Annotated in this window: 25 protein-coding genes; 14 read left to right on the top strand and 11 right to left on the bottom strand. The window is 70.3% G+C overall.

From position 1 onward, the window contains the following. Nucleotides 1-119 precede the first annotated feature (119 nt). The 3 genes from ACQPWU_RS41205 to ACQPWU_RS41215 all read right to left on the bottom strand — a co-directional run bounded on the left by ACQPWU_RS41205 (nt 120) and on the right by ACQPWU_RS41215 (nt 2,836). Complete coding sequence (locus ACQPWU_RS41205) at nt 120-1,403, bottom strand: CHRD domain-containing protein (protein WP_433431101.1); 1,284 nt, start codon at nt 1,401-1,403, stop codon at nt 120-122. Nucleotides 1,404-1,565: 162 nt separating this feature from the next. Continuing rightward, entirely contained in the window at nt 1,566-2,276 is a 711-nt protein-coding gene (locus ACQPWU_RS41210; RefSeq protein WP_433431102.1) for an anti-sigma factor family protein, read from the bottom strand. Further along, a complete protein-coding gene (locus ACQPWU_RS41215; protein WP_433431103.1) occupies nt 2,273-2,836 on the bottom strand; it encodes a sigma-70 family RNA polymerase sigma factor in 564 nt (187 codons plus the stop codon). The genes ACQPWU_RS41210 and ACQPWU_RS41215 overlap by 4 nt, the downstream gene beginning before the upstream one ends. 284 nt (nt 2,837-3,120) lie before the next feature. Here ACQPWU_RS41215 and rsgA point away from each other — a divergent pair, with 284 nt between their 5' ends. Together rsgA and ACQPWU_RS41225 are read left to right on the top strand one after the other, a co-directional pair. Further along, nucleotides 3,121-4,218, top strand: coding sequence for a ribosome small subunit-dependent GTPase A (rsgA, locus tag ACQPWU_RS41220; protein WP_433431104.1), 1,098 nt, complete (start codon nt 3,121-3,123; stop codon nt 4,216-4,218). Nucleotides 4,219-4,373: 155 nt separating this feature from the next. Continuing rightward, on the top strand, nt 4,374-5,006 hold the full coding sequence (locus tag ACQPWU_RS41225; protein WP_433431105.1) for a phosphoribosyltransferase: 633 nt from the start codon (nt 4,374-4,376) through the stop codon (nt 5,004-5,006). A 14-nt stretch (nt 5,007-5,020) separates the two neighbouring features. Here the strand turns inward: ACQPWU_RS41225 and ACQPWU_RS41230 are convergent, their stop codons facing one another. Then, complete coding sequence (locus ACQPWU_RS41230; RefSeq protein ID WP_433431106.1) at nt 5,021-5,494, bottom strand: ATP-binding protein; 474 nt, start codon at nt 5,492-5,494, stop codon at nt 5,021-5,023. 129 nt (nt 5,495-5,623) lie between these two features. On the opposite strand from ACQPWU_RS41230, the gene ACQPWU_RS41235 reads away from it, so the two are divergent. Continuing rightward, nucleotides 5,624-6,505, top strand: a complete 882-nt coding sequence (locus ACQPWU_RS41235; protein ID WP_433431107.1) for a helix-turn-helix domain-containing protein — start codon at nt 5,624-5,626, stop codon at nt 6,503-6,505. 135 nt (nt 6,506-6,640) lie between these two features. Further along, a complete protein-coding gene (locus ACQPWU_RS41240; protein WP_127935054.1) occupies nt 6,641-6,874 on the top strand; it encodes a DUF397 domain-containing protein in 234 nt (77 codons plus the stop codon). A 31-nt stretch (nt 6,875-6,905) separates the two neighbouring features. Here the strand turns inward: ACQPWU_RS41240 and ACQPWU_RS41245 are convergent, their stop codons facing one another. Then, nucleotides 6,906-7,547 (bottom strand): hypothetical protein, encoded by a 642-nt coding sequence (locus ACQPWU_RS41245; protein WP_433431108.1) that lies wholly within the window; start codon nt 7,545-7,547, stop codon nt 6,906-6,908. Between the two features lie 115 nt (nt 7,548-7,662). On the opposite strand from ACQPWU_RS41245, the gene ACQPWU_RS41250 reads away from it, so the two are divergent. The 5 genes from ACQPWU_RS41250 (at nt 7,663) to ACQPWU_RS41270 (ending at nt 11,186) form a co-directional block, all read left to right on the top strand. After that, nucleotides 7,663-7,749: a putative leader peptide gene (locus ACQPWU_RS41250; RefSeq protein WP_357600959.1), complete on the top strand. Its 87-nt coding sequence runs from the start codon at nt 7,663-7,665 to the stop codon at nt 7,747-7,749. 110 nt (nt 7,750-7,859) lie between these two features. Beyond that, nucleotides 7,860-9,548 carry a nitrite/sulfite reductase gene (locus ACQPWU_RS41255; protein WP_433431109.1) on the top strand — a complete coding sequence of 563 codons (1,689 nt, stop codon included), beginning with the start codon at nt 7,860-7,862 and terminating at the stop codon, nt 9,546-9,548. Beyond that, a complete protein-coding gene (locus ACQPWU_RS41260) occupies nt 9,545-9,688 on the top strand; it encodes an Insertion element protein (RefSeq protein WP_360708058.1) in 144 nt (47 codons plus the stop codon). The genes ACQPWU_RS41255 and ACQPWU_RS41260 overlap by 4 nt, the downstream gene beginning before the upstream one ends. Further along, nucleotides 9,685-10,413 (top strand): phosphoadenylyl-sulfate reductase, encoded by a 729-nt coding sequence (locus tag ACQPWU_RS41265; protein WP_360708060.1) that lies wholly within the window; start codon nt 9,685-9,687, stop codon nt 10,411-10,413. Before ACQPWU_RS41260 ends, ACQPWU_RS41265 begins: the two co-directional genes overlap by 4 nt. After that, the gene (locus ACQPWU_RS41270; RefSeq protein WP_433431110.1) at nt 10,395-11,186 is read left to right on the top strand and encodes a sirohydrochlorin chelatase; all 792 of its coding nucleotides are present in this window, start codon (nt 10,395-10,397) and stop codon (nt 11,184-11,186) included. Before ACQPWU_RS41265 ends, ACQPWU_RS41270 begins: the two co-directional genes overlap by 19 nt. A 6-nt stretch (nt 11,187-11,192) precedes the next feature. Here ACQPWU_RS41270 and ACQPWU_RS41275 read toward each other — a convergent pair whose 3' ends face one another. Then, nucleotides 11,193-11,918, bottom strand: coding sequence for a DUF1707 SHOCT-like domain-containing protein (locus tag ACQPWU_RS41275; protein WP_433431111.1), 726 nt, complete (start codon nt 11,916-11,918; stop codon nt 11,193-11,195). Between the two features lie 169 nt (nt 11,919-12,087). Here ACQPWU_RS41275 and ACQPWU_RS41280 point away from each other — a divergent pair, with 169 nt between their 5' ends. Further along, complete coding sequence (locus ACQPWU_RS41280) at nt 12,088-13,425, top strand: ankyrin repeat domain-containing protein (RefSeq protein WP_433431112.1); 1,338 nt, start codon at nt 12,088-12,090, stop codon at nt 13,423-13,425. 76 nt (nt 13,426-13,501) lie between these two features. Here ACQPWU_RS41280 and ACQPWU_RS41285 read toward each other — a convergent pair whose 3' ends face one another. From ACQPWU_RS41285 to ACQPWU_RS41300, 4 genes are all read right to left on the bottom strand, one after another. Continuing rightward, complete coding sequence (locus tag ACQPWU_RS41285; RefSeq protein ID WP_433431113.1) at nt 13,502-14,098, bottom strand: HD domain-containing protein; 597 nt, start codon at nt 14,096-14,098, stop codon at nt 13,502-13,504. Between the two features lie 521 nt (nt 14,099-14,619). Further along, complete coding sequence (locus ACQPWU_RS41290) at nt 14,620-14,805, bottom strand: hypothetical protein (protein WP_433431114.1); 186 nt, start codon at nt 14,803-14,805, stop codon at nt 14,620-14,622. A 58-nt stretch (nt 14,806-14,863) separates the two neighbouring features. Beyond that, nucleotides 14,864-15,754: a maleylpyruvate isomerase family mycothiol-dependent enzyme gene (locus ACQPWU_RS41295; RefSeq protein ID WP_433431115.1), complete on the bottom strand. Its 891-nt coding sequence runs from the start codon at nt 15,752-15,754 to the stop codon at nt 14,864-14,866. After that, on the bottom strand, nt 15,754-16,311 hold the full coding sequence (locus tag ACQPWU_RS41300) for a sigma-70 family RNA polymerase sigma factor (RefSeq protein ID WP_360700573.1): 558 nt from the start codon (nt 16,309-16,311) through the stop codon (nt 15,754-15,756). Before ACQPWU_RS41300 ends, ACQPWU_RS41295 begins: the two co-directional genes overlap by 1 nt. Nucleotides 16,312-16,462: 151 nt before the next feature. Here ACQPWU_RS41300 and ACQPWU_RS41305 point away from each other — a divergent pair, with 151 nt between their 5' ends. Both ACQPWU_RS41305 and glgX read left to right on the top strand, forming a co-directional pair. Continuing rightward, nucleotides 16,463-16,888: an OsmC family protein gene (locus tag ACQPWU_RS41305; RefSeq protein WP_360700576.1), complete on the top strand. Its 426-nt coding sequence runs from the start codon at nt 16,463-16,465 to the stop codon at nt 16,886-16,888. A 157-nt stretch (nt 16,889-17,045) separates the two neighbouring features. Continuing rightward, complete coding sequence (glgX, locus tag ACQPWU_RS41310) at nt 17,046-19,181, top strand: glycogen debranching protein GlgX (RefSeq protein WP_433431116.1); 2,136 nt, start codon at nt 17,046-17,048, stop codon at nt 19,179-19,181. Between the two features lie 127 nt (nt 19,182-19,308). On the opposite strand, the gene ACQPWU_RS41315 is transcribed toward glgX, so the two are convergent. After that, the gene (locus ACQPWU_RS41315; RefSeq protein ID WP_433431117.1) at nt 19,309-19,704 is read right to left on the bottom strand and encodes a hypothetical protein; all 396 of its coding nucleotides are present in this window, start codon (nt 19,702-19,704) and stop codon (nt 19,309-19,311) included. A 441-nt stretch (nt 19,705-20,145) separates the two neighbouring features. On the opposite strand from ACQPWU_RS41315, the gene ACQPWU_RS41320 reads away from it, so the two are divergent. Continuing rightward, complete coding sequence (locus tag ACQPWU_RS41320; RefSeq protein WP_433431118.1) at nt 20,146-20,880, top strand: pyrimidine reductase family protein; 735 nt, start codon at nt 20,146-20,148, stop codon at nt 20,878-20,880. After that, nucleotides 20,864-22,027, top strand: a complete 1,164-nt coding sequence (locus ACQPWU_RS41325; protein WP_433431119.1) for an ATP-dependent DNA ligase — start codon at nt 20,864-20,866, stop codon at nt 22,025-22,027. Before ACQPWU_RS41320 ends, ACQPWU_RS41325 begins: the two co-directional genes overlap by 17 nt. The last annotated feature ends 17 nt before the right edge of the window (nt 22,028-22,044 follow it).

Below are 22,044 nucleotides of genomic sequence, written 5' to 3' on the forward strand. Positions count from 1 at the left end.
GTGGTCGGCCGGCGGCCCGGGGACGTGGACCGGGGGCCGACCGGGGAAGGCCTGCCGAGGGGACGGGACCGAAGCGTCCCCCCGGGAAGCCGGAATCCGGAATCCGGAATCCGGAGGCCTCAGCCGAGGAAGAGGTAGTCGGCCCCGTACGGGACCTTGGCCTCCGAGCCGGGAGAGCAGGCGCCGGACGGGGCGACGCCGCCCGTGGTGTTGAGGCGCAGGATCTGGGTGGCGTGGGCCAGCAGCCCGCCCTCCTTGCCTGCCTGGGTGGCGTCGAGCACCAGCTCCGGGATGTTGCCGTCGCCGTTGGGCGTCTTGGTGACGACCGAGCCGCGCACCGCGCTGCCGTCTGGAGCGATCCACTGCGGCGGGCCGGCGGCGGGCGTCACGAAGGAGTGGTCGATGCCGCGCCGCAGCTTGGCCGACACGCCGAGCTGGGTGAAGGCGTACCCGCCCGACGGTTGCGCCGTGCAGGAGTAGATCTGCCGGCCGCGCAGCACGTCGGCCGTGAGCGCGCGCGGGTGGGTGAACGGCCGGCCGGACAGCTGGCCGCGTACGGCACCGCCGCCGAAGTCGAGCGTGTGCAGGTTGGAGTAGTAGCGGCCGGGGTTCGCCGCGATGCGCTTGACCACCGCGGCGGCGACCGGCGTCTCACCGGCGACGCCGGTGAGGTTCTCGGGCAGGGAGCCCGCGAACAGGTCCGCGACCACCGGGCCGTTCCTGCCGGTCGCGCCCTTGTGCAGGTGGCCGTTGGTCACCTGGCCGAGGCCCGACCAGAAGGCGGTGTAGGCGATGGACGAGCCGTTCGGGCGCAGCCACCAGACGGCCTGGCCGTCCTGGTCGGCGCGCTTCCTGCCGTCGTTCTCCTGCACCTCCTGCGCCCCGTCGGCGCGCGCGGAGAGCGTGGCCTGGTTGCTGCCCTGCAGCACGCCGTTGAGGTCGATCGGCCTGTTCAGCCGGTGGAACTGGCCGCGTACGGCGCCCTTGGGGTGCGTGGCGTCGTGCAGGTTGGCGTAGAAGCCGCCGGGGTTGTCGATGAGCGACTTGACGAGCTCGTTGCCGGCCTTGACGGTGCCGGTGACGCCGAGCACGGTCGCGGGCAGCGACTTGGTGAAGAACTCGAGCTTGACGTCGCCGTTGGCGCCCTTGGCACCCAGGTGGACGTGGCCGGCGGTGGGCGCGTCGATCTTGTTCCAGCGGACCGCGAACGTCACCTCGTTCCCGCTTATCTTGAGCACCACCGTCGAGCGGCCGTCGGCGTCACCCTTGACCCCCACCTCGTTCGCGCCACGCAGTCCGGCGGCGAGATAGACGTCGTCACCGGAGGCGTGGGCAGGCGCGGGCGAGGCGAGCAGGGCGGCGGCGAGCAGTGTGCCGGGAATCGCGAACTTTCGGATGAACATGGCGAAACCTCTTAAACGGTTTGATATTCCGGTTGGTACGGCAGGCAGTACGCGGCCGGCACCGGTGGAGGTTCAACCCAGGAATCCGTAAATTTACACACAAGGGAGAAAGCACGAAAAAGCCCTCCCACCAGCGGCGGGAGGGCTCGGGACGCCTGGCGGTCAGGCGTTGATGGTGAGCAACTTCTTACCGGTCGAGGTGACGACCTCGAAGTGGTCGATGTCCTTCAGCGGCGTCGCGCTGCCGCCGTGCATGTAGAGCGGATCAGGCGAACCCGGCACTCCGTACCCGGCTGGAGGTACGGACCACCCGGTCATGACCCGCCGCTCGCCCGACTTGCCGACCGAGACCAGCTCGCACTCGAGCGGCCCCTTCACCCCGGCCAGCCTGAGCGCCGCGTGCGTGCCCCAGGCCTTGGACTCGACCACCAGCCCGCCGGTCACCCCGTCGACGCCCTTCCCCTCGATGGGGACGCCGTCGGCGTAGAACTGCTCGGCGGGCCCCAGATGGCCGGCGTGGCCCTGCGCGATCGGCGGCGCGGAGTCCGCGCCGAGCTGTGTGCCGATCGTCAGCCCGCCGGCCACCAGCGTGACCGCCGCCGCCAGCCCGATCACGAACGTCCCCCTGCGCGTCCGCCGGTCGGCCGCCTTCTTGCGCTGGAGCAGGTCGATCACCGGCTCGGGGGACGGTACGTCGTACTCCTCCACCGGGCCGATCCCGCTCAGCACGCTCGCCATGCCGGACAAGTCGGACAGCTCGAAGCGGCAGGGCGAGCAGCCGAGGAGGTGGGCCTCGAAGGCCAGCCTGTCGTCCTCCTCCAGCAGGCCGAGCGCGTACGCGCCCACATCCGTGTGCTCGACTCTCGAAGTCACGCCGTCACCCCCCTCTCCTCGAGTGCGATCCGCAGCGCGCGAACGGCGTAGTAGACCCGGGACTTCACGGTGCCGACCGGGATGCCGAGCGCCTCGGCCGCGTCGTTGACGGACCGGTCCCGCAAGATCGTCTCGTTGAGGATCTCGCGATGTGCCGGTGACAACGCCTTCAGCGCCTCTGACACGACCACCTGGTGCAGCAGACCCTCCATCTCGTCAGGCACGGGCACGCTCTCCAGCGGCCCGTCGCCCGACTCCTGAGGGCGGGCGTCCCGGCGCCGCCGGTCATCGATCACGATACGTCTGGCGACCGTGGCTAGCCAGGGCATCAGCGAGACCGACTCGGGATCGAGTTGCTCCGCACTGCGCCAGGCCCGAATCATGGTCTCCTGCACCACGTCTTCCGCCCACTGCCGATCGCCCGCCGTCAACCTGATCACGAAGGCCAGGAGCGGCCTGTGATATTCCCGGTAGAGCGCGGACACCGCCGCCTCGTCATCTGGCACCCCGTCATCCGGCCGCACACGGCGGATCCAGTGTCGGAAGCGCGGTTTGCCCATGGGGGCGGCTCCCTCGGCCGAGGGCGGGGGATAAGTGCTGGTGTGCATCATTCCCCTTTCTCGTGTCCGTCGGCAGGTGGTACGGCCGGTCGCCCTGGCACGGTTCAACAGATCGCGATACTTAATCCGATTGCGTCCTCGCGGACAGGGTGCGTAGAGTCGCTGCCGCAACCGATCGAGGAGGTGAGGGCTATGCGGGTCGTCCCGTTCACCGTGCCGTCCACTCACCTCCGGGGGCTCCCCTGAGCCGCCCGGCTCCTTCTCGACCAAGGGGTTTCACTCCGTTGTCCAACGATCTTTCTCTGCTCGGCTGGACCGCCCTGCGCGCCGCCGAGTTGCCCGCTGACACCGTCCCCGCCCGCGTGGCCCGCGTCGACCGCGGCGCCGCCGAGGTGATCGCGGCGGACGGCCAGCATCACGTCAAGTACGGCGCCCGCATCCGCAGGGCGTCGGCCGCCGACCCCATCGCGCTGCCCTGCGTCGGCGACTGGGTCGCGCTCCGATGGCTGCCCGAGGGGCGGTACGAGCTCGACGAGGTCCTGCCGCGGACGACCGCGTTCGTCAGGGGCGGCGTGAGCCGCGACTCGGTGGGCGGCCTGTCCGGCGACGGCCAGGGCCAGGTGCTCGCCGCGAACGTCGACCTCGTCTTCGTGGCCGAGCCGTCCATGCACTCCACGGACTTCGCCGACCTCGGCCGCATCGAGCGCCTCGTCGCGCTGGCATGGGAGTCCGGCGGCACGCCCGTCGTGCTCGTCACCAAGTCCGACCTGTTCGAAAACGGCCTCGACCAGCTCCTCGACGACGTCCGGGTGGCCGCGCCCGGCGTCGACGTGCACGCGGTCTCGTCCCTCCACGGGGGCGGGGTGTCGCTGGTGGCCGACTACCTCGGCGGCTCCCGTACGGCCGTCATCCTCGGCCCGTCCGGCGCCGGCAAGTCCACCCTGGTCAACGCGCTCGCCGGCGACCACGTCATGGAGACCCAGCAGGTACGCGCCGCCGACGGGCGCGGCCGGCACACCACGGTGCACCGGGAGCTCATCACACTGCCCGCGGGCGGGCTGATCATCGACACGCCCGGGATCCGGCGCATCGGCCTCTACGACATCGGTGACGGGGTCGACCTGGTCTTCTCCGACATCGAGGCGCTGGCCTCGCAGTGCCGCTTCGGCGACTGCGGGCATTCCAGCGAGCCCGGGTGCGCGGTGCTGGCCGTCCTGGAGAGCGGGGAGCTGCCGGAGCGGCGGCTGGAGAGCTGGCGCAAGCTGCAGCGGGAGGCGGCGTGGATGGCCTCCCGCTCGGACGCGCGGCTGCGCAAGGAGCAGCAGAGCCGGTGGAAGTTCATCACCAAGGAAATGCGCCGCTCGGGCCGCAACCGCCCCTGACGCCCTCCGCGTGAGGACGGCTGTTTCGGCGGCGGGTGTGGCCGGTGGTGCACGTGCTACGCGGCCGGCCGCATCCGTCGCCGGGTCGAAGGTCGTCCGGCGGTGGGTGGCGGGTGAAGAGGCGAGGAGCGCGTGTCAGCGGGTAGGCACAGGTCATGGAGCGCTTCCGAGACCGGACCGAGGCAGGGGAGTTGCTCGCCGAGCGGCTGAAGGACGCGCACGACCCCGTCGTGCTCGCCCTGCCCCGCGGTGGCGTGGCGGTGGCCGAGCCCATCGCCCGCAGGCTCGACACCCCGCTCGAGGTCCTCGTAACCAGGAAGATCGGCTATCCGCCCACCCCGGAGCTGGGCGTGGGAGCGATAGCCGAGGGCGGTGAACCGGTGTTCGACCACACGCTGCTGCGCCGCCTGGGCATGACGCCCGAGTCCGTCGCCGACGTGGTCGAGAGGGAGCGGCATGAGCTGGCCCGCAGGGTACACGCCTACCGTGGCGACCGCCCGCTGCCCCCGCTCGAGGGGCGGGAGGTGATCGTGGTCGACGACGGCCTGGCCACCGGCGGCACCGCGCGGGCCGCGCTCAGGGCGGTACGCGCGGCCAGGCCCGCCAAGGTGACGCTGGCCGTGCCGGTCGGGGCCGCCGAGACCGTGAGCTCCCTGCGTCAGGAGGCGGACGAGGTGGTCGTGCTGCTCACGCCGGTCGACTTCAGGGCGGTCGGCCAGTGGTACGAACACTTCGACCAGCTCAGCGACGCCGACGTGCTCGAACTCATGAGCAAGGCGAGGGGATGAGAGAGGCGGCGACGTCAGCCGGCGAGTATGGCCCAGACCAGCTTGCGGGCGCCGCCGGGAGACAGCCAGCCCCAGGCGGTGCAGAGGGCGTCCACCAGCCGCAGCCCCCGCCCGAACTCCGAGAACACGTCAGGCGCCGCCGCCACCGGCGCCGTACGGCTGTGGTCGGTCACCACGCACGCCAGCTCGGCCTCATGCGACAGGAGCCGGAGCTGCGCGGCCCCGCCGCCGTGCCGCATCGCGTTGGTCACCAGCTCCGACACCACGAGCTGCGCGTCATAGGCCGGCCCCAGCACTCCCCACGCGGCCAGCGTCTGGTCGACGAACCGCCGGGCCGTCGCCACGCACGCCGGCTCCAGCGCGACACGCTGATGAAAAGGGAACACCGCGTCGCACTCCCATGCGCGTCCCTCCACCAGGATGGAGGAGAGCCATACTGGTGGCCGGGAACCGATGACGGCTTGCGGCCGAGCGTCGAAAGTCGTCATTCTGGCCCCCGAAGCGCGGTCTGGTGATCCAATGCCCATCTTTACGGGGAGCGCTTACCGATGCAAGACTTTTCGTCGTTTACGGATGCGAATCGCATCTGCACGTGCAGATGATCTAGGAGCGGTGCGGTGAGCGCAGAGCGCGCGGAGGGCGAACTTCTCAGCTATTCGCCGGGAAGCCCGACGGTGCTGCGAATCCTGCTCGGAACCCAGCTCCGCAGGCTCCGCACGGAGAAGGGTATCTCGCGCGAGGACGCGGGATACTCGATTCGCGCATCTCACGCGAAGATCAGCCGCCTGGAGCTCGGCCAGGTCAGCTTCAAGCAGCGGGACGTGGCCGACCTGCTGACCCTGTACGGCGTCACCGACCCCGCCGAGCGGGAGCAGCTGCTCGCCCTGGCCAAGCAGGCCAACGCCCCAGGCTGGTGGCACAAGTACAGCGACGTGCTGCCGTCCTGGTTCGAGGTCTACATCGGCCTCGAGGGCGCGGCCTCCAGCATGCGCACGTACGAGAACCAGTTCATGCCCGGCCTGCTCCAGACGCCCGGCTACGCGAGGGCCGTGATCGAGCTGGCCCACGAGAAGGCCCCGAAGGCCGAGCTCGACCGGCGCGTGGCGGTGCGCACCACGCGGCAGAAGCGGCTGGAGGACGGGCTCACGGTCTGGGCCGTGATCGACGAGGCCGTCGTGCGCCGCACGCTCGGCAGCCCCGAGATCATGCGCGCGCAGATCGCCCATCTCCTCGACCTCACGGCGGAGCGCAACGTCACCGTCCAGATCATGCCGTTCGACCGCGGCGGTCACGCGGCGGCGGGCGGGCCGTTCAGCATCCTGCGCTTCCCCGAGCCCGAGCTGCCCGACGTCGTCTACATGGAGCAGCTCACCAGCGCCCTCTACCTGGACAAGCCCGCCGACTCCGACCACTACATGGAGGTCATGGACCGGCTCAGCATCCAGGCCGAGGAGCCGAAGGAGACCAGGCGCCTCCTGGAACGCCTGATTTCCCGATGAGCTGCTGATTTCCCTGTGAGCCACTCCATATAGGGAATTTTGGTCGTCCGCTATATGGAGACCCACGCGTTACCGTATTGTCTCCTCGCAAACGCGGATGCACGTGCATCCGTAAGATCGCGAGGAGCTGCCCCCATGCACGAGTTCCGGAACGGAACGCCCGCCGGCCGCCTTCCCGTCGTCTGGCGCAAGAGCAAGCGGAGCAACCCCAACGGCAACTGCGTCGAAGTCGCGAACCTGCCCACGGGGGAGATAGCCATGCGTAACTCACGCTTTCCCGAAGGGCCCGCGCTGGTCTACACGCAGGCGGAGATCACCGCGTTCGTCCTCGGGGCCAAGGACGGCGAGTTCGACGACCTCATCGTCTGAGGCCCGCCTCGGGCGCGCGCGGCCCTGACCGCTACGGCCGCGGCGCGCTGTACCAGCGCCAGCGAGTGAGGCGGGGGCGACCGGGAAGCTCGGCGCGCCCGGTGGCCCACAGCAGGGCCGTCCACGGATCCGTGTCGCGCGGCGCGTCGGGGAACAGCCGGGTCAGCACCCGCGCGCACATGTCCGCCGGCGGAGCCCAGGCGAGACCGAGCCCCTCGGCCAGGTCATGGGTGTGCACGAGCGTCTCCACGATGCCCATCGCGGCCGAGCCCTCCGCGTCGGCCGCGCCGAAGCCGTGGTGCGCGCGGACCTGCGGCGGCGCCGTGCGGACCATCGCGACCAGCAGCGCGCCGCACGCCTCCAGCACCTGCAGCAGCCCGGCCGGCCCGGCCTCGCGGTCGGCGTGGATGGTGTTGGCGGGGCCTTCCGGCCTGCGGCGCTCCAGGATGAACGGGACGTAGGTGTCCAGCGGTGGCGTCCTGAGACCGAGCTGGGCGGCGTAGGCGAACAGGTCATCCGCGAGGTGCTCGACCGTCTCCCAGCAGGTCCACTCCAGCGAACCCGCCTTGCCGTCCCAGGCGCCCTCGGGGGCCTCCCGCAGGGTGGCGACGGCCAGCCGTACGGCCTCGTCGAGGTCGTCGGCGGTCACGGGCGACGGCGCGGCTTCGGGCATGCCCGGCACTCTACCGGCGGCCGAGTGCCATGAAACACCCGCGCCACGGTACTGGACAGTCCCACACTCTGGACCCCGTCTTGGACATACGGGACGGCCCGAGTATCTTCTAGGTATGCCAGCGGACCCCATGCTCGTCGGTCGACGCCACGTCGACCTCCAGCGTGTCCGCAGTGCCATCTGTTGCGACGCCCGCATGTAACCCCAGCTTTTTTCTACCGCTGAGCGCGTCGCAATCCTCCTCTCCACCCCTGCCCTCGATGATGAGGCAGGAGGAAAACATGCGCGCGCCCATGAACCGAAGGACGCGCAATGAGCACGCCTGCCAGCCGCACTCCTGCCAGCCGGCACCACAAGCGCCCGCGCGGCGAAGGCCAGTGGGCTCTCGGTTACCGTGAGCCGCTCAACAAGAACGAAGAGAACAAGAAGAACGACGACGGCCTCAACGTCCGCCAGCGGATCATCGACATCTACTCCAAGCGGGGCTTCGACTCGATCGACCCGGCCGACCTGCGTGGCCGCATGCGCTGGTACGGCCTCTACACCCAGCGCAAGCCCGGCATCGACGGCGGCAAGACCGCCATCCTCGAGCCGGAGGAGCTCGACGACCGCTACTTCATGCTGCGCGTGCGCATCGACGGCGGCCAGCTCGACCTCGCCCAGCTGCGCGCGATCGCGGACATCTCCAACGAGTACGGCCGCGGCACCGCCGACCTGACCGACCGCCAGAACATCCAGCTGCACTGGATCGAGATCGAGTCGGTGCCGGACATCTGGGAGCGTCTGGAGGCCGTAGGCCTGTCCACGACCGAGGCGTGCGGCGACACCCCGCGCGTCATCCTGGGCTGCCCGCTGGCCGGGATCGACGCCGACGAGGTGCTCGACGCGACCCCGCAGATCCGCGAGGTCATGGACCGGATCGTGGGCAACCCGGCGTACTCCAACCTGCCGAGGAAGTTCAAGTCGGCGCTGAGCGGTTGCCCGGCGCACTGCACGGTGCACGAGATCAACGACGTGGCGTTCGTCGGCGTGGTGAACGAGCAGGGCGAGGCCGGCTACGACCTGTGGGTCGGCGGCGGCCTGTCGACCAACCCGATGCTGGGCAAGCGGCTCGGCGTGTTCGTCCGGCCCGACCAGGCGACCGACGTCTACGAGGGCGTCGTCGGGATCTTCCGTGACTACGGCTACCGGCGGCTGCGGCACCGGGCCCGCATCAAGTTCCTGGTCAACGACTGGGGAGTCGAAAAGTTCCGCGAAGTTCTCGAACAGGAGTACCTCAAGGAGCCGCTGCCCGACGGGCCCGCGCCCGAGCAGCCGCGCGGCAGCCGCCGCGACCACGTCGGCGTCTTCCCGCAGAAGGACGGCAACTTCTACGTCGGCTTCGCGCCCAAGGTGGGCCGGCTCGACGGCGACAAGCTGCACGTGATCGCCGACATCGCCGAGCGGCACGGCTCCGGCCGGGTCCGCACGACGGTCGAGCAGAAGATGGTCGTCCTCGACGTCGCGCCCGGCCAGGTCGACTCGATCGTGGCCGAGCTGGAGGCCAACGACCTGCAGGTCAAGCCGTCCACGTTCCGCCGCCAGACGATGGCCTGCACCGGCATCGAGTACTGCAAGCTGGCCATCGTCGAGACCAAGGCCACGGCCGCCGACCTGATCGACGAGCTGGAGCGGCGGCTCCCGGCGTTCGACGAGCCGCTGACCATCAACGTCAACGGCTGCCCCAACTCCTGCGCCCGCATCCAGGTCGCCGACATCGGCCTGAAGGGCCAGCTCGTGGTGGACGAGAACGGCGACCAGGTCGAGGGCTTCCAGGTTCACCTGGGCGGCTCCCTCGGCGTCAACCCCGGCTTCGGACGCAAGGTCCGCGGCCTCAAGACCACCGCCAAGGCGCTGCCCGACTACGTGGAGCGCGTCGTGCGCCACTACGACACCCAGAAGAAGGAAGGCGAGTCCTTCGCCGACTGGGTGCAGCGAGCCGACGAGGCGGACCTCAAATGAGCGAGCGAGCGGTCCCGTTCCACTGCCCCTACTGCGGCGACGAGGACCTCGAGCCCTATGAGGGGGACGGCAGCTGGTACTGCCGCGCCTGCGCTCGTGCCTTCAAGCTCAAGTTTCTTGGAATCGGAGTGAAGATATGACGCTGGTGGACATCGAGGTCGGTCTCAAACAACAGCGCGGCACGCTCGACCTGCAGGACATCGTCGAGTCCGCCGCGACCTTCCTGGAGGGCGCCCCCGCCCGCGAGATCATCCGCTGGGCGGCGGCGACGTTCGGCGACCGGCTGTGCCTGACATCCTCGATGAGCGACGCCCTTCTGATCGACCTGGTGAGCAGGGTCAAGCCCGGCGTGGACGTGCTGTTCATCGACACCGGCTACCACTTCGCCGAGACGATCGGCACGCGTGACGCGGTGCGCCAGGTCTATGACGTCAACGTGATCGACATCAAGCCGTCGCGGACGGTCGAGGAGCAGGATCGCGACCTCGGACCGCGCCTGTTCGGCCGCAATCCCGATCTGTGCTGCTACCTGCGCAAGGTGGAGCCGCTCAACCGGGCGCTGGAGCCGTACCTGGCGTGGATCTCCGGCATCCGCCGCGACGAGTCGCCCAGCCGCGCGGACTCCAAGGTCGTCGAGTGGGACGCCAAGCGGCAGATGGTCAAGGTCAACCCGATCGCGGCCTGGACCCAGGAGGACGTCGACAACTACATCGCCGACAACGGGGTGCTGATCAACCCGTTGCACTACGACAACTACCCCTCGATCGGCTGCGCGCCGTGCACGCGGCAGGTCGCGGAGGGTGAGGATCCGCGCAGCGGACGCTGGGCGGGCCTGGGGAAGGTCGAATGCGGCATTCACCTGTGATCCCCAGCAGGGGACCTGTCCCGTTGGCAGGCGGGACGGCCCCCGGCCGCGTGCCACTGGTGGCGGTGGCGCACGGGTCGCGAGATCCGCGTGCCGCCGCCACCGTGGCCGCGCTGCTCGACCGGGTGCGCCAGGCACGCCCTGAGGTGCCCGTACGGGTGGCGTACCTCGACCACTGCACCCCGGCACTGGGGCAGGCCCTGAACGGCCTGCAGGAGGCGGTCGTGCTGCCTCTGCTGCTCACGGAGGCCTACCACAGCCGGGTGGACCTGCCGGCGGCGCTGAACGAGGTCAGGGCGCGCGAGCCGCGCCTGCGCGTGCACTACGGCGCCACGCTGGGGCCCCACCCGCTGCTGCTGACGGCGCTGGAGCGGCGGCTGGCCGAGGCGGGCGTGCGGGCCGGCGATCCGGACACGGCCGTGGTGCTGGTGTCGGCGGGTTCGAGCGACGCCAGGGCCAACGCGGTGATCGCGGAGCTGGCACGCGCGTGGCGGCGTTCCGGCTGGTGGACGGTGTCCGCCGCCTACGCCTCGGCCGCCGCCCCCTCCCCCGCCGAGGCGGTCGCCGCGCTCAGGCGGGCGGGCGCCCCGAGGGTGGCCGTCGCGCCGTATCTGCTGGCGCCCGGCCATTTCGCGGACAAGGTACGGCGGAGCACCCTGGAAGCGGGCGCCACGGTGGTGTCGGACGTGCTCGGCCCGGCGCCCGAGCTGGTGGACGTGCTCCTGGAACGTTACGAGTCCGCCCATCGGCAGCCTGTGACCCTGGTCGGCTGAGCCTTCTCAGTAGCCCCTTCTCAGGTCGCGACGCTCGTCGCGGAGCTGCCTGCCGAGCTCGCGGCCCTCCCGGCGCATCTGCCTGCCCAGGGCCCGCCAGTCCTCGCCGTGCAGGCGCCGCCAGTGCTCGCGCCAGGCCGCGAACCCGCGCTGCAGCGGCTGCGCCCGCGAGTCACCGATCACCTTGACGTCGCCCATCACCGCGTACGCGTGCACGCGCACCACGGGGACGTTCATGCCGGGGGCCGCCTCCAGGACGTCCACCTTCTTGTCGCCCATGACGGCCATGCCGTCGAGGTCCACGTTCACGCCGTCGGGCACGATGATCTTCACGTCGCCCATCACGGAGACGGCTGTGATGTCCACCGTGTCGGTGCGCACCTCGGCCTCGCGCAGGTCGAGCAGCACGTCGCCCATCACGGCGACCGCGCCCAGCTCCTGGTCGATCCGCCAGGTGCCGCGCCGCTTGGTGTCGCCCATGACCCCCACGAACCACCGCCGCTTCCTGCCCTCGTGCTGTGCGGGAACGGGAACGGGGGCGGGCATGGCTCCGGAGGGCAGGTCCTGGGTGAGCAGGGACAGCTCCGCGTGCGTGGTCGCGGAATAGGCGGCCTCCGTGCGGTCGGTCAGCTCGGCGAGCGTGAGCCTGCCTTCCACCGAGGCGACACGGAGCTGCTCGACGACGGCCTCGCGCTCGGCGTCCGACGCGCGGAGCTCACCTGGATCAGTCATACTCGCAACATATCGCGTTTGGCCGGGATTGAAGCTCCTCCCCCGGTAGGAAAAACGTGTCATCCCTTGTAGGTGTTTGAACCTGGACGGGGCTTTGGCGCGTACCAAGCGATGACACGGGGCCCTGACATGGCCCGGGGCGCGGCCGGACCAGGTTAGGGTCCCTGTCATGCATGAGGAACAGCTCTACCGCGCGGCGTTGAACGGCGAGTTGGAGACAGTGGGCAAGCTGCTCGCCGGCGGCGCCGATCCCAATAGTGCGAGCGAAGAAGGGCTGCCGCTGTGCGCGGCCGCCGCGTGGGACCGCGTCGAGGTGGCCGGGGCGCTGCTGACGGCCGGCGCGGACGTGAACGGCCGGGAGTCCGGCGGCTGGACGGCGCTGCTCTGGGCCTCCGCCAACGGCCACGCCGCCACCGCCGGTGCGCTGATCGAGGCGGGTGCCGAGGTCGACGGGGCCAACGACGACGGCGACACCCCGCTCTCGCTGGCCGCCAGGCGCGGCGCGCTGGGCGTGGTCCAGGTCCTGCTGGAGGCCGGCGCCGATGCCGGGAAGTACGACGGCGACGGCGACAGCCCGCTCGACATCGCCACCTCCTGGGTGGGCGTGCACCTGGAGAGCGCGCTGCTCGACCAGATCGAGCAGGAGGGCTGGGAGTACGTCGTGGCCCGCCAGTACGCCAAGGACGGCACCGAGCTGGTCACTGTGGCCGGGCGCTCGGCCGACGGCTCCGAGACCGAGCAGGTGCAGGCCCAGCGTGGCCACGCCGCCATCGCGACCCTGCTGGAGGACGCCGAGGGCGCGTACACGCCGGTGGACCAGCTGGTGGCGCGGGCCGTGGCGCACCGCGACGTCGACGAGGACGCCGAGACCTGGTGGATCGTGGCCGACTCGCTGGGCAAGCGGGCGGACGAGGAGACGTACGAGGCGCTGAGCCGGCTGTGCGCGAGCGAGGACGCCAGGGAGCGGGAGTTCGGGGTGGACGCGATCGCCCAGTTCGGGTTCGCGGAGGGCGAGAAGCCGTACCTCGAGAGGACTCTGCCGCTGCTGCAGAAGATGGTCACCACGGAAGGCAATCCGCAGGTGCTCCGGTCGGTGCTGGCCGCGCTCGGTCACCAGGGCGACCCGAGGGCGCTGCCGCAGGTGCTGGACATCATCGAGCGTCCCGGGCACAAGCGCACGATGACGGACGCGATCGCGCTGGCCGACGTGCTGCCGCCGGACCACGAGGAGGGGCTGGCGCTGCTGATCGCGATGACGGAGGAGGAGGACGCCGAGGTCCGCGACTGGGCCACCGCCGGTCTCGCCGGGCTCTCGGCCGACACGCCCCGGATCCGGGAGGCCCTGGCCGCCCGTCTGGCCGACTCCGACCTCCGCACGGTGGCCGAGGCCACGCGCGGACTCCTGGTCCGGGGAGACGACAGGGCGTCGCGGGGGGTGGAGCGGGTGCTGGCGGAGAGCGACGACGAGTACGCCAGAGATCTCGTCACCCAAGCGCCCACCGACTGACCACCTCGACGCCCCCGCTCGCGCCGCCCGGCGGCCGCTCCCCCGAACGGCCCGGCGGGCGGAGTGGCGGGCGGGCTCAGTCGCCGTTGAGCACGCGTGTCACCCACTCCAGGGTCCCGGTGCGCAGAGCCTCCTCGGCGAGGCGCTTCCCCGTCGGGGTCGTGATCGCGGCCAGCGAGCTGTCGATCCACCCCTGGACGTTCTGATGCCCCTGCTCCCGGTACTCGACCGCCTGGATGAGGCATTCCAGCTTGTCGGCGTCCCGGGCGCAGACGGCTTCGAGGCTGGCCTTCTCCTCGTACTCCCCCACCGCGTCGGCCACCATGTCCGCCACCTCGGCGGGCACGCCCCGCACCTGGTCGGCGGTGACGTCCTCGTTGGAGGCCGCTTTGAGGTAACGCTTGCCGATGTACGGGATGTCGGTGATGCGGGTCTCCTGCGTGTCGTGGAAGAGGCTCATGAACGCGGCCCGCTCCGGATTGCCGCCCTCGAGCCTGGCGATCATGCCGGCGATGACGGCCGCGCGGAAGGAGTGATCGGCGATGCTCTCCGGATCGCGCACGCCCGCGACCAGCCACCCGGTCCGCTTGTAGCGCTTGAGCAGCCCGAACTCGTACAACAGCCCCGCCAGCCCCGTCACCTCGTCCTCCACGGGGACCCCCCTTTCCTCCATGTGCCGAGCCTAGACGAAGGCCGGGCGAAATTCGCGGCGCCGGCCCAAGGTATCGGACCAGCGGCAAATGCCGTGACCAATGAACTGGTCACGGCATTTGCCATGTACCGCCGTCGAAAATGCTCAAGCGATTTCCCGCCAGGCCGCGGAATTAACCGGCGGCCCACCTGTCATCATCGCCCGGCGGCAGCGCTGGACCGGCTTCGCGTGCGAGACGTAACCGGCGCCGCCCGGGCCGGCGGGGCAGACTTCGCTCGTACCGGCCACCCCTCGGTCCATGCGGTGGTGCTGGCGGTTGCCGACTTTCGGGATTCACGCGCATTCGTTTCTGTCCAGTCGGTAGATCGGCCAGAAATCTGAGCGCCCGCTGTCCGGGCAGGCGCTCAGACATAATCAGGCGTACCCGCGCGCCTATTCCCACTTACCTTCCTGAACCCAAACAACGCGTCAAGTCCTGTGGGGCGTGCCTTAAACCGGGATCCCCTGCCTTCCGGCATTTCCGGTCAAATTACACACGGCCCTCAATCGTCGAGCGGCACGTCGATCCGCCGCAGCACTCGTGGCGTGGCCACCGGGTCGTCCAGCCGCAGCCGGCACTCCTCGATGAGGATCGTCGCGGCCACGGCGGTGATCGGCTTTCCCATCGACGCGATGAGGAGCACCTTCCGCATGCGCCCGAGTCCGACCTGGGACAGTCCGCCGCTCATTGCGGCTTCTTGTGTCGATCCGGCTCTCACAAGGACAGACGCCAGGGACTCATCGGTGTCAGGGGCCGGAAAGGGAAGGCGCCGTGGTCAGGACGTCCCTGGCCAGCGACAGGTCGCCCTCCACGTGGGCGGGGAACTCGGCCGGGTCTCCCCTGCCGCCCAGCAGGAAGCAGAACGTGACCACGTCCGCCGTTATGTGCGCGTCCGGCGTGCCGGGCCCGGCGTCCTCCACGCCCAGCGGGACCTGCCACTCGCCCCCGCCGGCGCCGGTCAGGGTGAGGTGGAGGGTGCGGCCGGAGCCGTCCAGGCCCGAGATGAGCATCGTCCAGGGCAGCAGGCGGGCGCACAGGTCGGCGGTCGGGCGGATGTGGCCGGCGACGGGGTCGGGCAGGCGGATCCGGGCGGTCTGGGCGGCGTCGGCGGTGTGGATCCAGGTCTCCAGGCACCTCGCCAGGATCTGGTCTCTCACCGGCACCTCCATGCCGTCCAGCGCCGCGGGGGTCGTGGGCGGCAGGTCCGCCAGGTGGCGGCAGAGGGCGTCCGCCTGAGCCCGCCAGTCTCTTCTCGTCTGCTCGGGGCTGCGGGTGCGCTCGTACGCCTGCACGTCGCTCGTACGTCCCAGCGAGTCTGTCGCGCCGATGGGCGGGCCCAGCACGGGAGCCCCCACGGCGGCGGCCAGCAGGCCGTCCTTGGCGGCCAGGTGGGCGACGAGCTCCTGGAGGGTCCAGCCCTCGACGATCACGCGCGACCAGTCGTCGTCCTCGGCCGAGGTGAGCAACGCGTCCATGGCGGCCACCCGGCCCGCGTACGGCTCCGCCCAGGGCGCGGTGGGAGCCGCGGGCCTGCGCCGCGCCCTGGCCCCGGCCAGGAGCTGCGGCCGCGACGAGCGGACCGGCACCTCCGGGTCCTCCATCATCGCGTCCAGGTAGAGGCGCTCGACGGGGTCCATTACACCTCTTCCTCCGCAAGCGCGTCCGCCAGGCGTCTCAGCGCCAGCCGGATGCGCGATTTGGCCGTGCCCTCGGGCACGCCCAGTTCCTCTCCCACCTGCCGGTAGGTCCTGCCGCCGAAGTAGGCCAGCTCCACCGCCTCCCGGAGGCCGTCGGGCAGCGACGTCACCGCCTGCCGCACCCGCTCGGCCTCGTCGGCGGCGAGCACGGTGTCCTCAAGTCTCACAGGCTCGCGCTCGAACAGCCGGGGCCCCAGCGCCGACACCCGCCGGCGCTCCTCGGCGCGCACGTGGTCGACCGCGCGCCGGTGCGCGATCGTCGCCAGCCACGCGCGTAAGGTGCCGCGCTCGGGGTCGTAGGCCAGCGGGCGCTCCCAGAAGACCAGAAACACCTCCTGAGTGATGTCCTCGGCGATCACCCGGTCCCTGGTGACCCGCAGGGCGAGACCGAAGATCAGCGGGGAGAGCCGATCGTAGACCTCGCCCAGCGCGGACTCGTCGCCGCCGACCACCCGCTGGTGCGCCAGGCGGTCGTCGTACGGTGCCTCCACTGGCACCACACTCCCGTGTAATCCGGACCAAGGCGGCGGGTGCGCCGCGACCCGAGCATGTCACTATTCGCTGGAAATGTTGAGCCGGATGACCGGCGAACCGCACTTTGTGCGCCCGCGATAAGGTCGGAGGACCACCACGGAGGGAGCAAAGGCCATGGCCACCACCCGCACCGCCACCACGCAGTGGAAGGGCGCCCTGCTCGACGGCTCGGGCACCGTCTCGCTCGACACCTCGGGCGTCGGCACGTTCGAGGTCTCCTGGCCGTCCAGGGCCGAGGCGGCCAACGGCAAGACCTCCCCTGAGGAGCTCATCGCGGCCGCCCATTCGTCCTGCTTCTCCATGGCTCTCTCGCACGGGCTGGCCGGTGCCGGCACTCCGCCGGAGTCGCTGCAGACCAGCGCCGACGTGACCTTCCAGCCGGGTGAGGGCATCACCGGCATCGTGCTCACGGTGAAGGGGCACGTGCCCGGCATCTCGGCCGAGCAGTTCCAGGAGGCCGCCGAGACGGCCAAGGCCAACTGCCCGGTCAGCAAGGCCCTGGCGGGCACCACGATCACGCTCAAGGCCGAGCTGCTCTGACTGCTCGACGCTTGCCGACGCGCCCGGCGGCGCCTTCCACCGCACGTTGGGGGCCGACCGGGCGTGACGGGGCGCCCGGATCCCGCAAGCCCCTGTACGAAGGGCGATCGGGTTATTGAGAGACCAAGAGCACGTTCGCATGCGACAATACGGTCACATGCGTGAGGTCTGGCCGGGCGAGCCCTATCCTCTCGGCGCTACCTGGGATGGCGTGGGCACCAGTTTTTCGGTGTTCTCGGAGGTCGCCGAGCGGATCGAGCTGTGCCTGTTTGACGATGACGGCACCGAAGAGCGGATCGATCTGCCCGAGGTCGACGGGTTCGTCTGGCATGGCTATCTGCCGGGCATCCAGCCGGGGCAGCGGTACGGCTACCGCGTGCACGGCCGGTACGAGCCGCCCCACGGCGACCGGTGCAACCCCGCCAAACTGCTCCTCGATCCCTACGCCAAGGCCATCGACGGCGAGCTGACCTGGAACCAGGCGCTGTTCCCCTACTACTTCACCGACCCCTCCAGGCGGAACACCGAGGACAGCGGCCCTTACATGCCGAAGAACGTGGTCATCAACCCGTTCTTCGAGTGGGGCAACGACCGGCCGCCGCGCACCCCGTACCACCAGACCGTGATCTACGAGGCCCACGTGCGCGGGCTCACCATGCGCCACCCCGACGTGCCGCCCGACCTGCGCGGCACGTACGCGGCCATGGGGCACCCGGCGATCATCGAACACCTGCTGTCGCTCGGGGTGACGGCGGTCGAGCTGATGCCGGTGCACCACTACATCCCCGAGCACTTCCTGGTGGCCCGTGGCCTGACCAACTACTGGGGCTACAACACCATGGCCTACCTGGCGCCCCACGGCGGCTACTCCAGCGCGGGGACGCGTGGGCAGCAGGTGCTGGAGTTCAAGGCGATGGTGCGGGCGCTGCACGAGGCGGGCATCGAGGTCATCCTCGACGTGGTCTACAACCACACGGCCGAGGGCGACCACATGGGGCCCACGCTGGGGTTCAGGGGGATCGACAACGCCGCCTACTACCGGCTACACGACGGTGACCGGCGCTACTACCTCGACTACACCGGGTGCGGCAACTCCCTCAACGTACGCTCGCCGCACGCGCTGCAGCTGATCATGGACTCGCTGCGTTACTGGGTGCTCGACATGCACGTCGACGGGTTCCGGTTCGATCTGGCCTCGGCGCTGGCCAGGGAGTTGCACGATGTCGACCGGCTGAGCGCGTTCTTCGACCTGATCCAGCAGGACCCGGTGATCTCACAGGTCAAGCTGATCGCCGAGCCGTGGGATGTGGGTCCCGGCGGCTACCAGGTCGGAAATTTCCCGCCATTGTGGACGGAGTGGAACGGGAAATACCGGGATATCGTGCGAGATTTCTGGAGGGGTACGCATTCCGCCCTCCCCGAGTTCGCCTCCCGCCTGACCGGCTCCGCCGACCTGTACGAGTCCTCCGGCCGCCGCCCGGTCGCCTCGATCAACTTCGTGACCTGCCACGACGGGTTCACCCTCAGCGACCTGGTCTCGTACGACCACAAGCACAACGAGGACAACGGCGAGGACAACCGGGACGGCACCAACGACAACCGCTCCTGGAACTGCGGCGCGGAGGGCCCCGTCGAGGACCCCGGCATCGTCCAGCTCCGCCGCCGGCAGCGGCGCAACTTCCTGGCCACCCTGTTCCTGTCGCAGGGCGTGCCCATGCTCTCCCACGGCGACGAGCTCGGGCGCACCCAGCGCGGCAACAACAACGCCTACTGCCAGGACAACGAGCTGGCCTGGGTCGACTGGTCGATGGTGCACACGGAGACGGAGCTGCTCGAGTTCGTCAAGGCGCTGTCGAAGCTGCGCAGCGAGCACCCGGTCTTCCAGCGCCGCCGCTTCTTCCACGGCCGCCATCCCGAGGACGGCAAGCGCGACCTGGTCTGGCTCACCCCGGGCGGCAAGGAGATGACGGCGAGCGACTGGCACATCGGCTACGCCAAGTCGCTCATGGTCTACCTGAACGGCGAGGCCATCACCGAGCCGGGGCCGAGGGGCGAGCGCATCGTGGACGACTCGTTCCTGCTGCTCATCAACGCCCACCACGAGAACATGCCGTTCACGCTGCCGAGCGAGGAGTGCGGCACGGGGTGGCTGCCCGTGCTCGACACCAGCCACGACACGATGGAGGACGCGTTCGTGGACGAGGGCTGGCAGGCGGGCGACGTGGTGGCCGTCACGGCCCGCTCCCTCCAGGTCCTCCGCCAGCCCCGCCGAACGCCGGGAAACGCCCGATAGCGGTCGGGGGTCGGAAGGCACAGGCCGCAGTCGCGGCATGGAAGTCGTGAGCCGCAGTCGTCGCAGCGCGGAAGGCGCGAGCCACAGTCGTCGCGGCCGGGAAGACGCGAGCGGCAGTCGTTGGGACTCAGAAGACGCGAGCCGCGCTGGCGGAGAGCAGCACCAGCGCGAACGTCGCCACCCCCGCCAGCCCGTGCAACGTCACCGCCAGTACGGGAAACCCCCGCCCGGCCACTTCATGCCGGCCGCCCCCGAGCCACCGCGTGAACATCGCGAACCCCAGCAGCGCCGCCGCCGCCAACCCGCCGAATGCCACCCACACCAATACCCGGCTCCCCGTGACCATCCCGGCCACCCAGCACACCAGCGCCGACACGGCCAGCATCGGGTGGGAGAACACCAGCGCGGCCGGGAACCGGGTGACCTTGGCCCGGCGCAGGCCGCCTCCGGACAGCCAGAAGTAGAGCAGGTACACCCCAGCGAGTGCGGCGATCGTCCACGCGGCAGCGGTGACCAGACCCACTGGGCCTCCCTCCCCATCCCTGCCGTCACGGTAAGCACATGAACGCCCGTACGTCCTTGGAATACACAAAAGCGCTATATGTCCTGAAACCACCCCTCCCACTGCGATGAAACCGTCACATCCGACGCACTGTCCGGAACCTCTTGGGCACCTCAGTCTGAGGCCCGTCGACAGTCGGCGCGGGTCGCCCCGTGTGGCGCGGATCCGCCGGGCACAGCGAGTCGACCGGAGTGGTGGCGATGCGGGCGCCGGAGGAGCAGCCGGCACCAGGCCGAACTCACTCACTCGGCGAACCACAGCCGTCAACAAGGTGCTCGCACTTCTGCGCGATCTCGCACCTCAAGCGGCGCTATGTACCGATTCCATCGTTCACAACCTCAGTGGCGGAGAGGGTCGCGGGCGTGGGCGTGGGTTGTCGGTGAGGTGTGCCAAGGTAGAGGAGTGCGGCGCATCTATCCCGACATACAGGACAATCCGGACATCACGGAGGCGTACGCCTACCCCGAGGACCGGCCGTGGCTGCGGCTCAACATGGTCGCCAGCGCCGACGGCGCGGCGTGGCTGAAGGGCCGATCGGGCGGGCTGTCGAGCAGGGGCGACAAGCGGATCTTCCAGACCCTGCGCGGCCTGGCCGACGTCATCGTCGCGGGCGCCTCGACCGTGCGCAAGGAGGGGTACGGCCCGGTCGAGCCGCGTGATGCGTGGGCCGGGATCCGCGCGGGCAGGCCCGAGGTGCCGCCCATCGCGGTCATCAGCCGCAGCCTGGACTTCGACCTCGACGGCGAGCTGTTCTCCGACGCCCCCAGCAGGACGATCGTGATCACCTGCGAGGCCGCCCCGCACGAGCGGCGCAAGGCGGCGGCCAAGGGCTCCGACGTCGTCGTGGCCGGAGAGGAGGGCGTCGACATGCGACAGGCCGTGGCCGCGCTGCACGAGCGCGGCCTGACCAGGATCCTGTGCGAGGGCGGCCCCAGGGTCAACGCCCAGCTCTCGGCGCACGACCTGGTCGACGAGCTGTGCCTGTCGATCAGCCCGATGCTGGTGGGCGGCGGCGCGGCGCGCATCGTCAACGGCGAGCCCGCGCAGGTCACACTGGGCCTCAGCCAGGTGCTGGAGGAGGAGGGGGTCCTCTTCTGCAAATACACGAGGGAGACGAGCCATGACCGAGCCGACTGACCTGACCGCGACCGCCGCTGGGCCCGCCGAAGAGCCGGAGCCGGTGCCCAACCTGCCGGTGCGCCCGCCCGTGCCGCCCATGCTGGCCAAGCCGGTCAAGGCCATGCCCAAGCAGAACGGCACGCTGTTCTACGAGCCGAAGTGGGACGGCTTCCGCTGCATCGTGTTCCGCGACGGCGACGAGGTCTACCTGGGCAGCCGTAACGAGCGGCCGTTCACGCGCTACTTCCCTGAGGTGGTCGAGGCGGTCAGGGCCGAGTTGCCGGACAGGTGCGTGGTGGACGGCGAGATCGTGCTGCCCAGGGGGTCGCAGCTCGACTTCGACGCGCTGCAGCAGCGCATCCATCCGGCCGCCTCGCGGGTGAAGATGTTGTCGGAGCAGACTCCGGCCCAGTTCATCGCGTTCGACCTGCTGGCGCTGGGCGATGAGTCGCTGATGGAGGCGCCGTTCTCGGAGCGCCGGGCGCGTCTTGAGGGGATATTTCCGGAAAAGGGCGAGTCCATCCGGCTGACCCCGGTCACCACCAGCGACGAGCAGGCCGCCGAGTGGTTCGAGACGTTCGAGGGCGCGGGGCTCGACGGCATCATCGTCAAGCCGGGCGACCAGCCGTACGTCCCCGACAAGCGCACCATGTTCAAGGTCAAGCATGAGCGCACGGCCGACGTGGTGATCTGCGGCTACCGCGAGCACAAGTCGGGCCCGGTCGTGGGGTCGCTGCTGCTCGGCCTCTACGGCGACGACGGCAGGCTCCACCATGTGGGGGTGGCCGCCTCGTTCCCGATGGCGCGCAGGGCCGAGCTGGTGGAGGAGATCAGGCCGTACATCGCGGAGCTGAGCGAGCACCCCTGGGGCCACTGGGCCGAGCAGGCGGCGGCCAACATCGGCCAGCCCGCCGCCGGGCCCTCGAGGGGCGGGCAGCGGGTGCCGGGCGCGGTGTCGCGGTGGAACGCCAAGAAGGACCTGTCGTTCATCCCGCTCAGGCCGGAGCTGGTGATCGAGGTGGCCTACGACCAGATGGAAGGCGACCGGTTCCGGCACACCGCGCAGTGGCGGCGGTGGCGGCCCGACCGCACCCCTGAGTCATGCACGTACGAGCAGCTCGAACGGCCCGTCAGTTACAACCTTGACGACATCCTTGCCCGCTAGCCGAAAATCCCGTTACA

This window comes from Nonomuraea sp. CA-141351, assembly GCF_050944675.1.
GTDB lineage: Bacteria > Actinomycetota > Actinomycetes > Streptosporangiales > Streptosporangiaceae > Nonomuraea.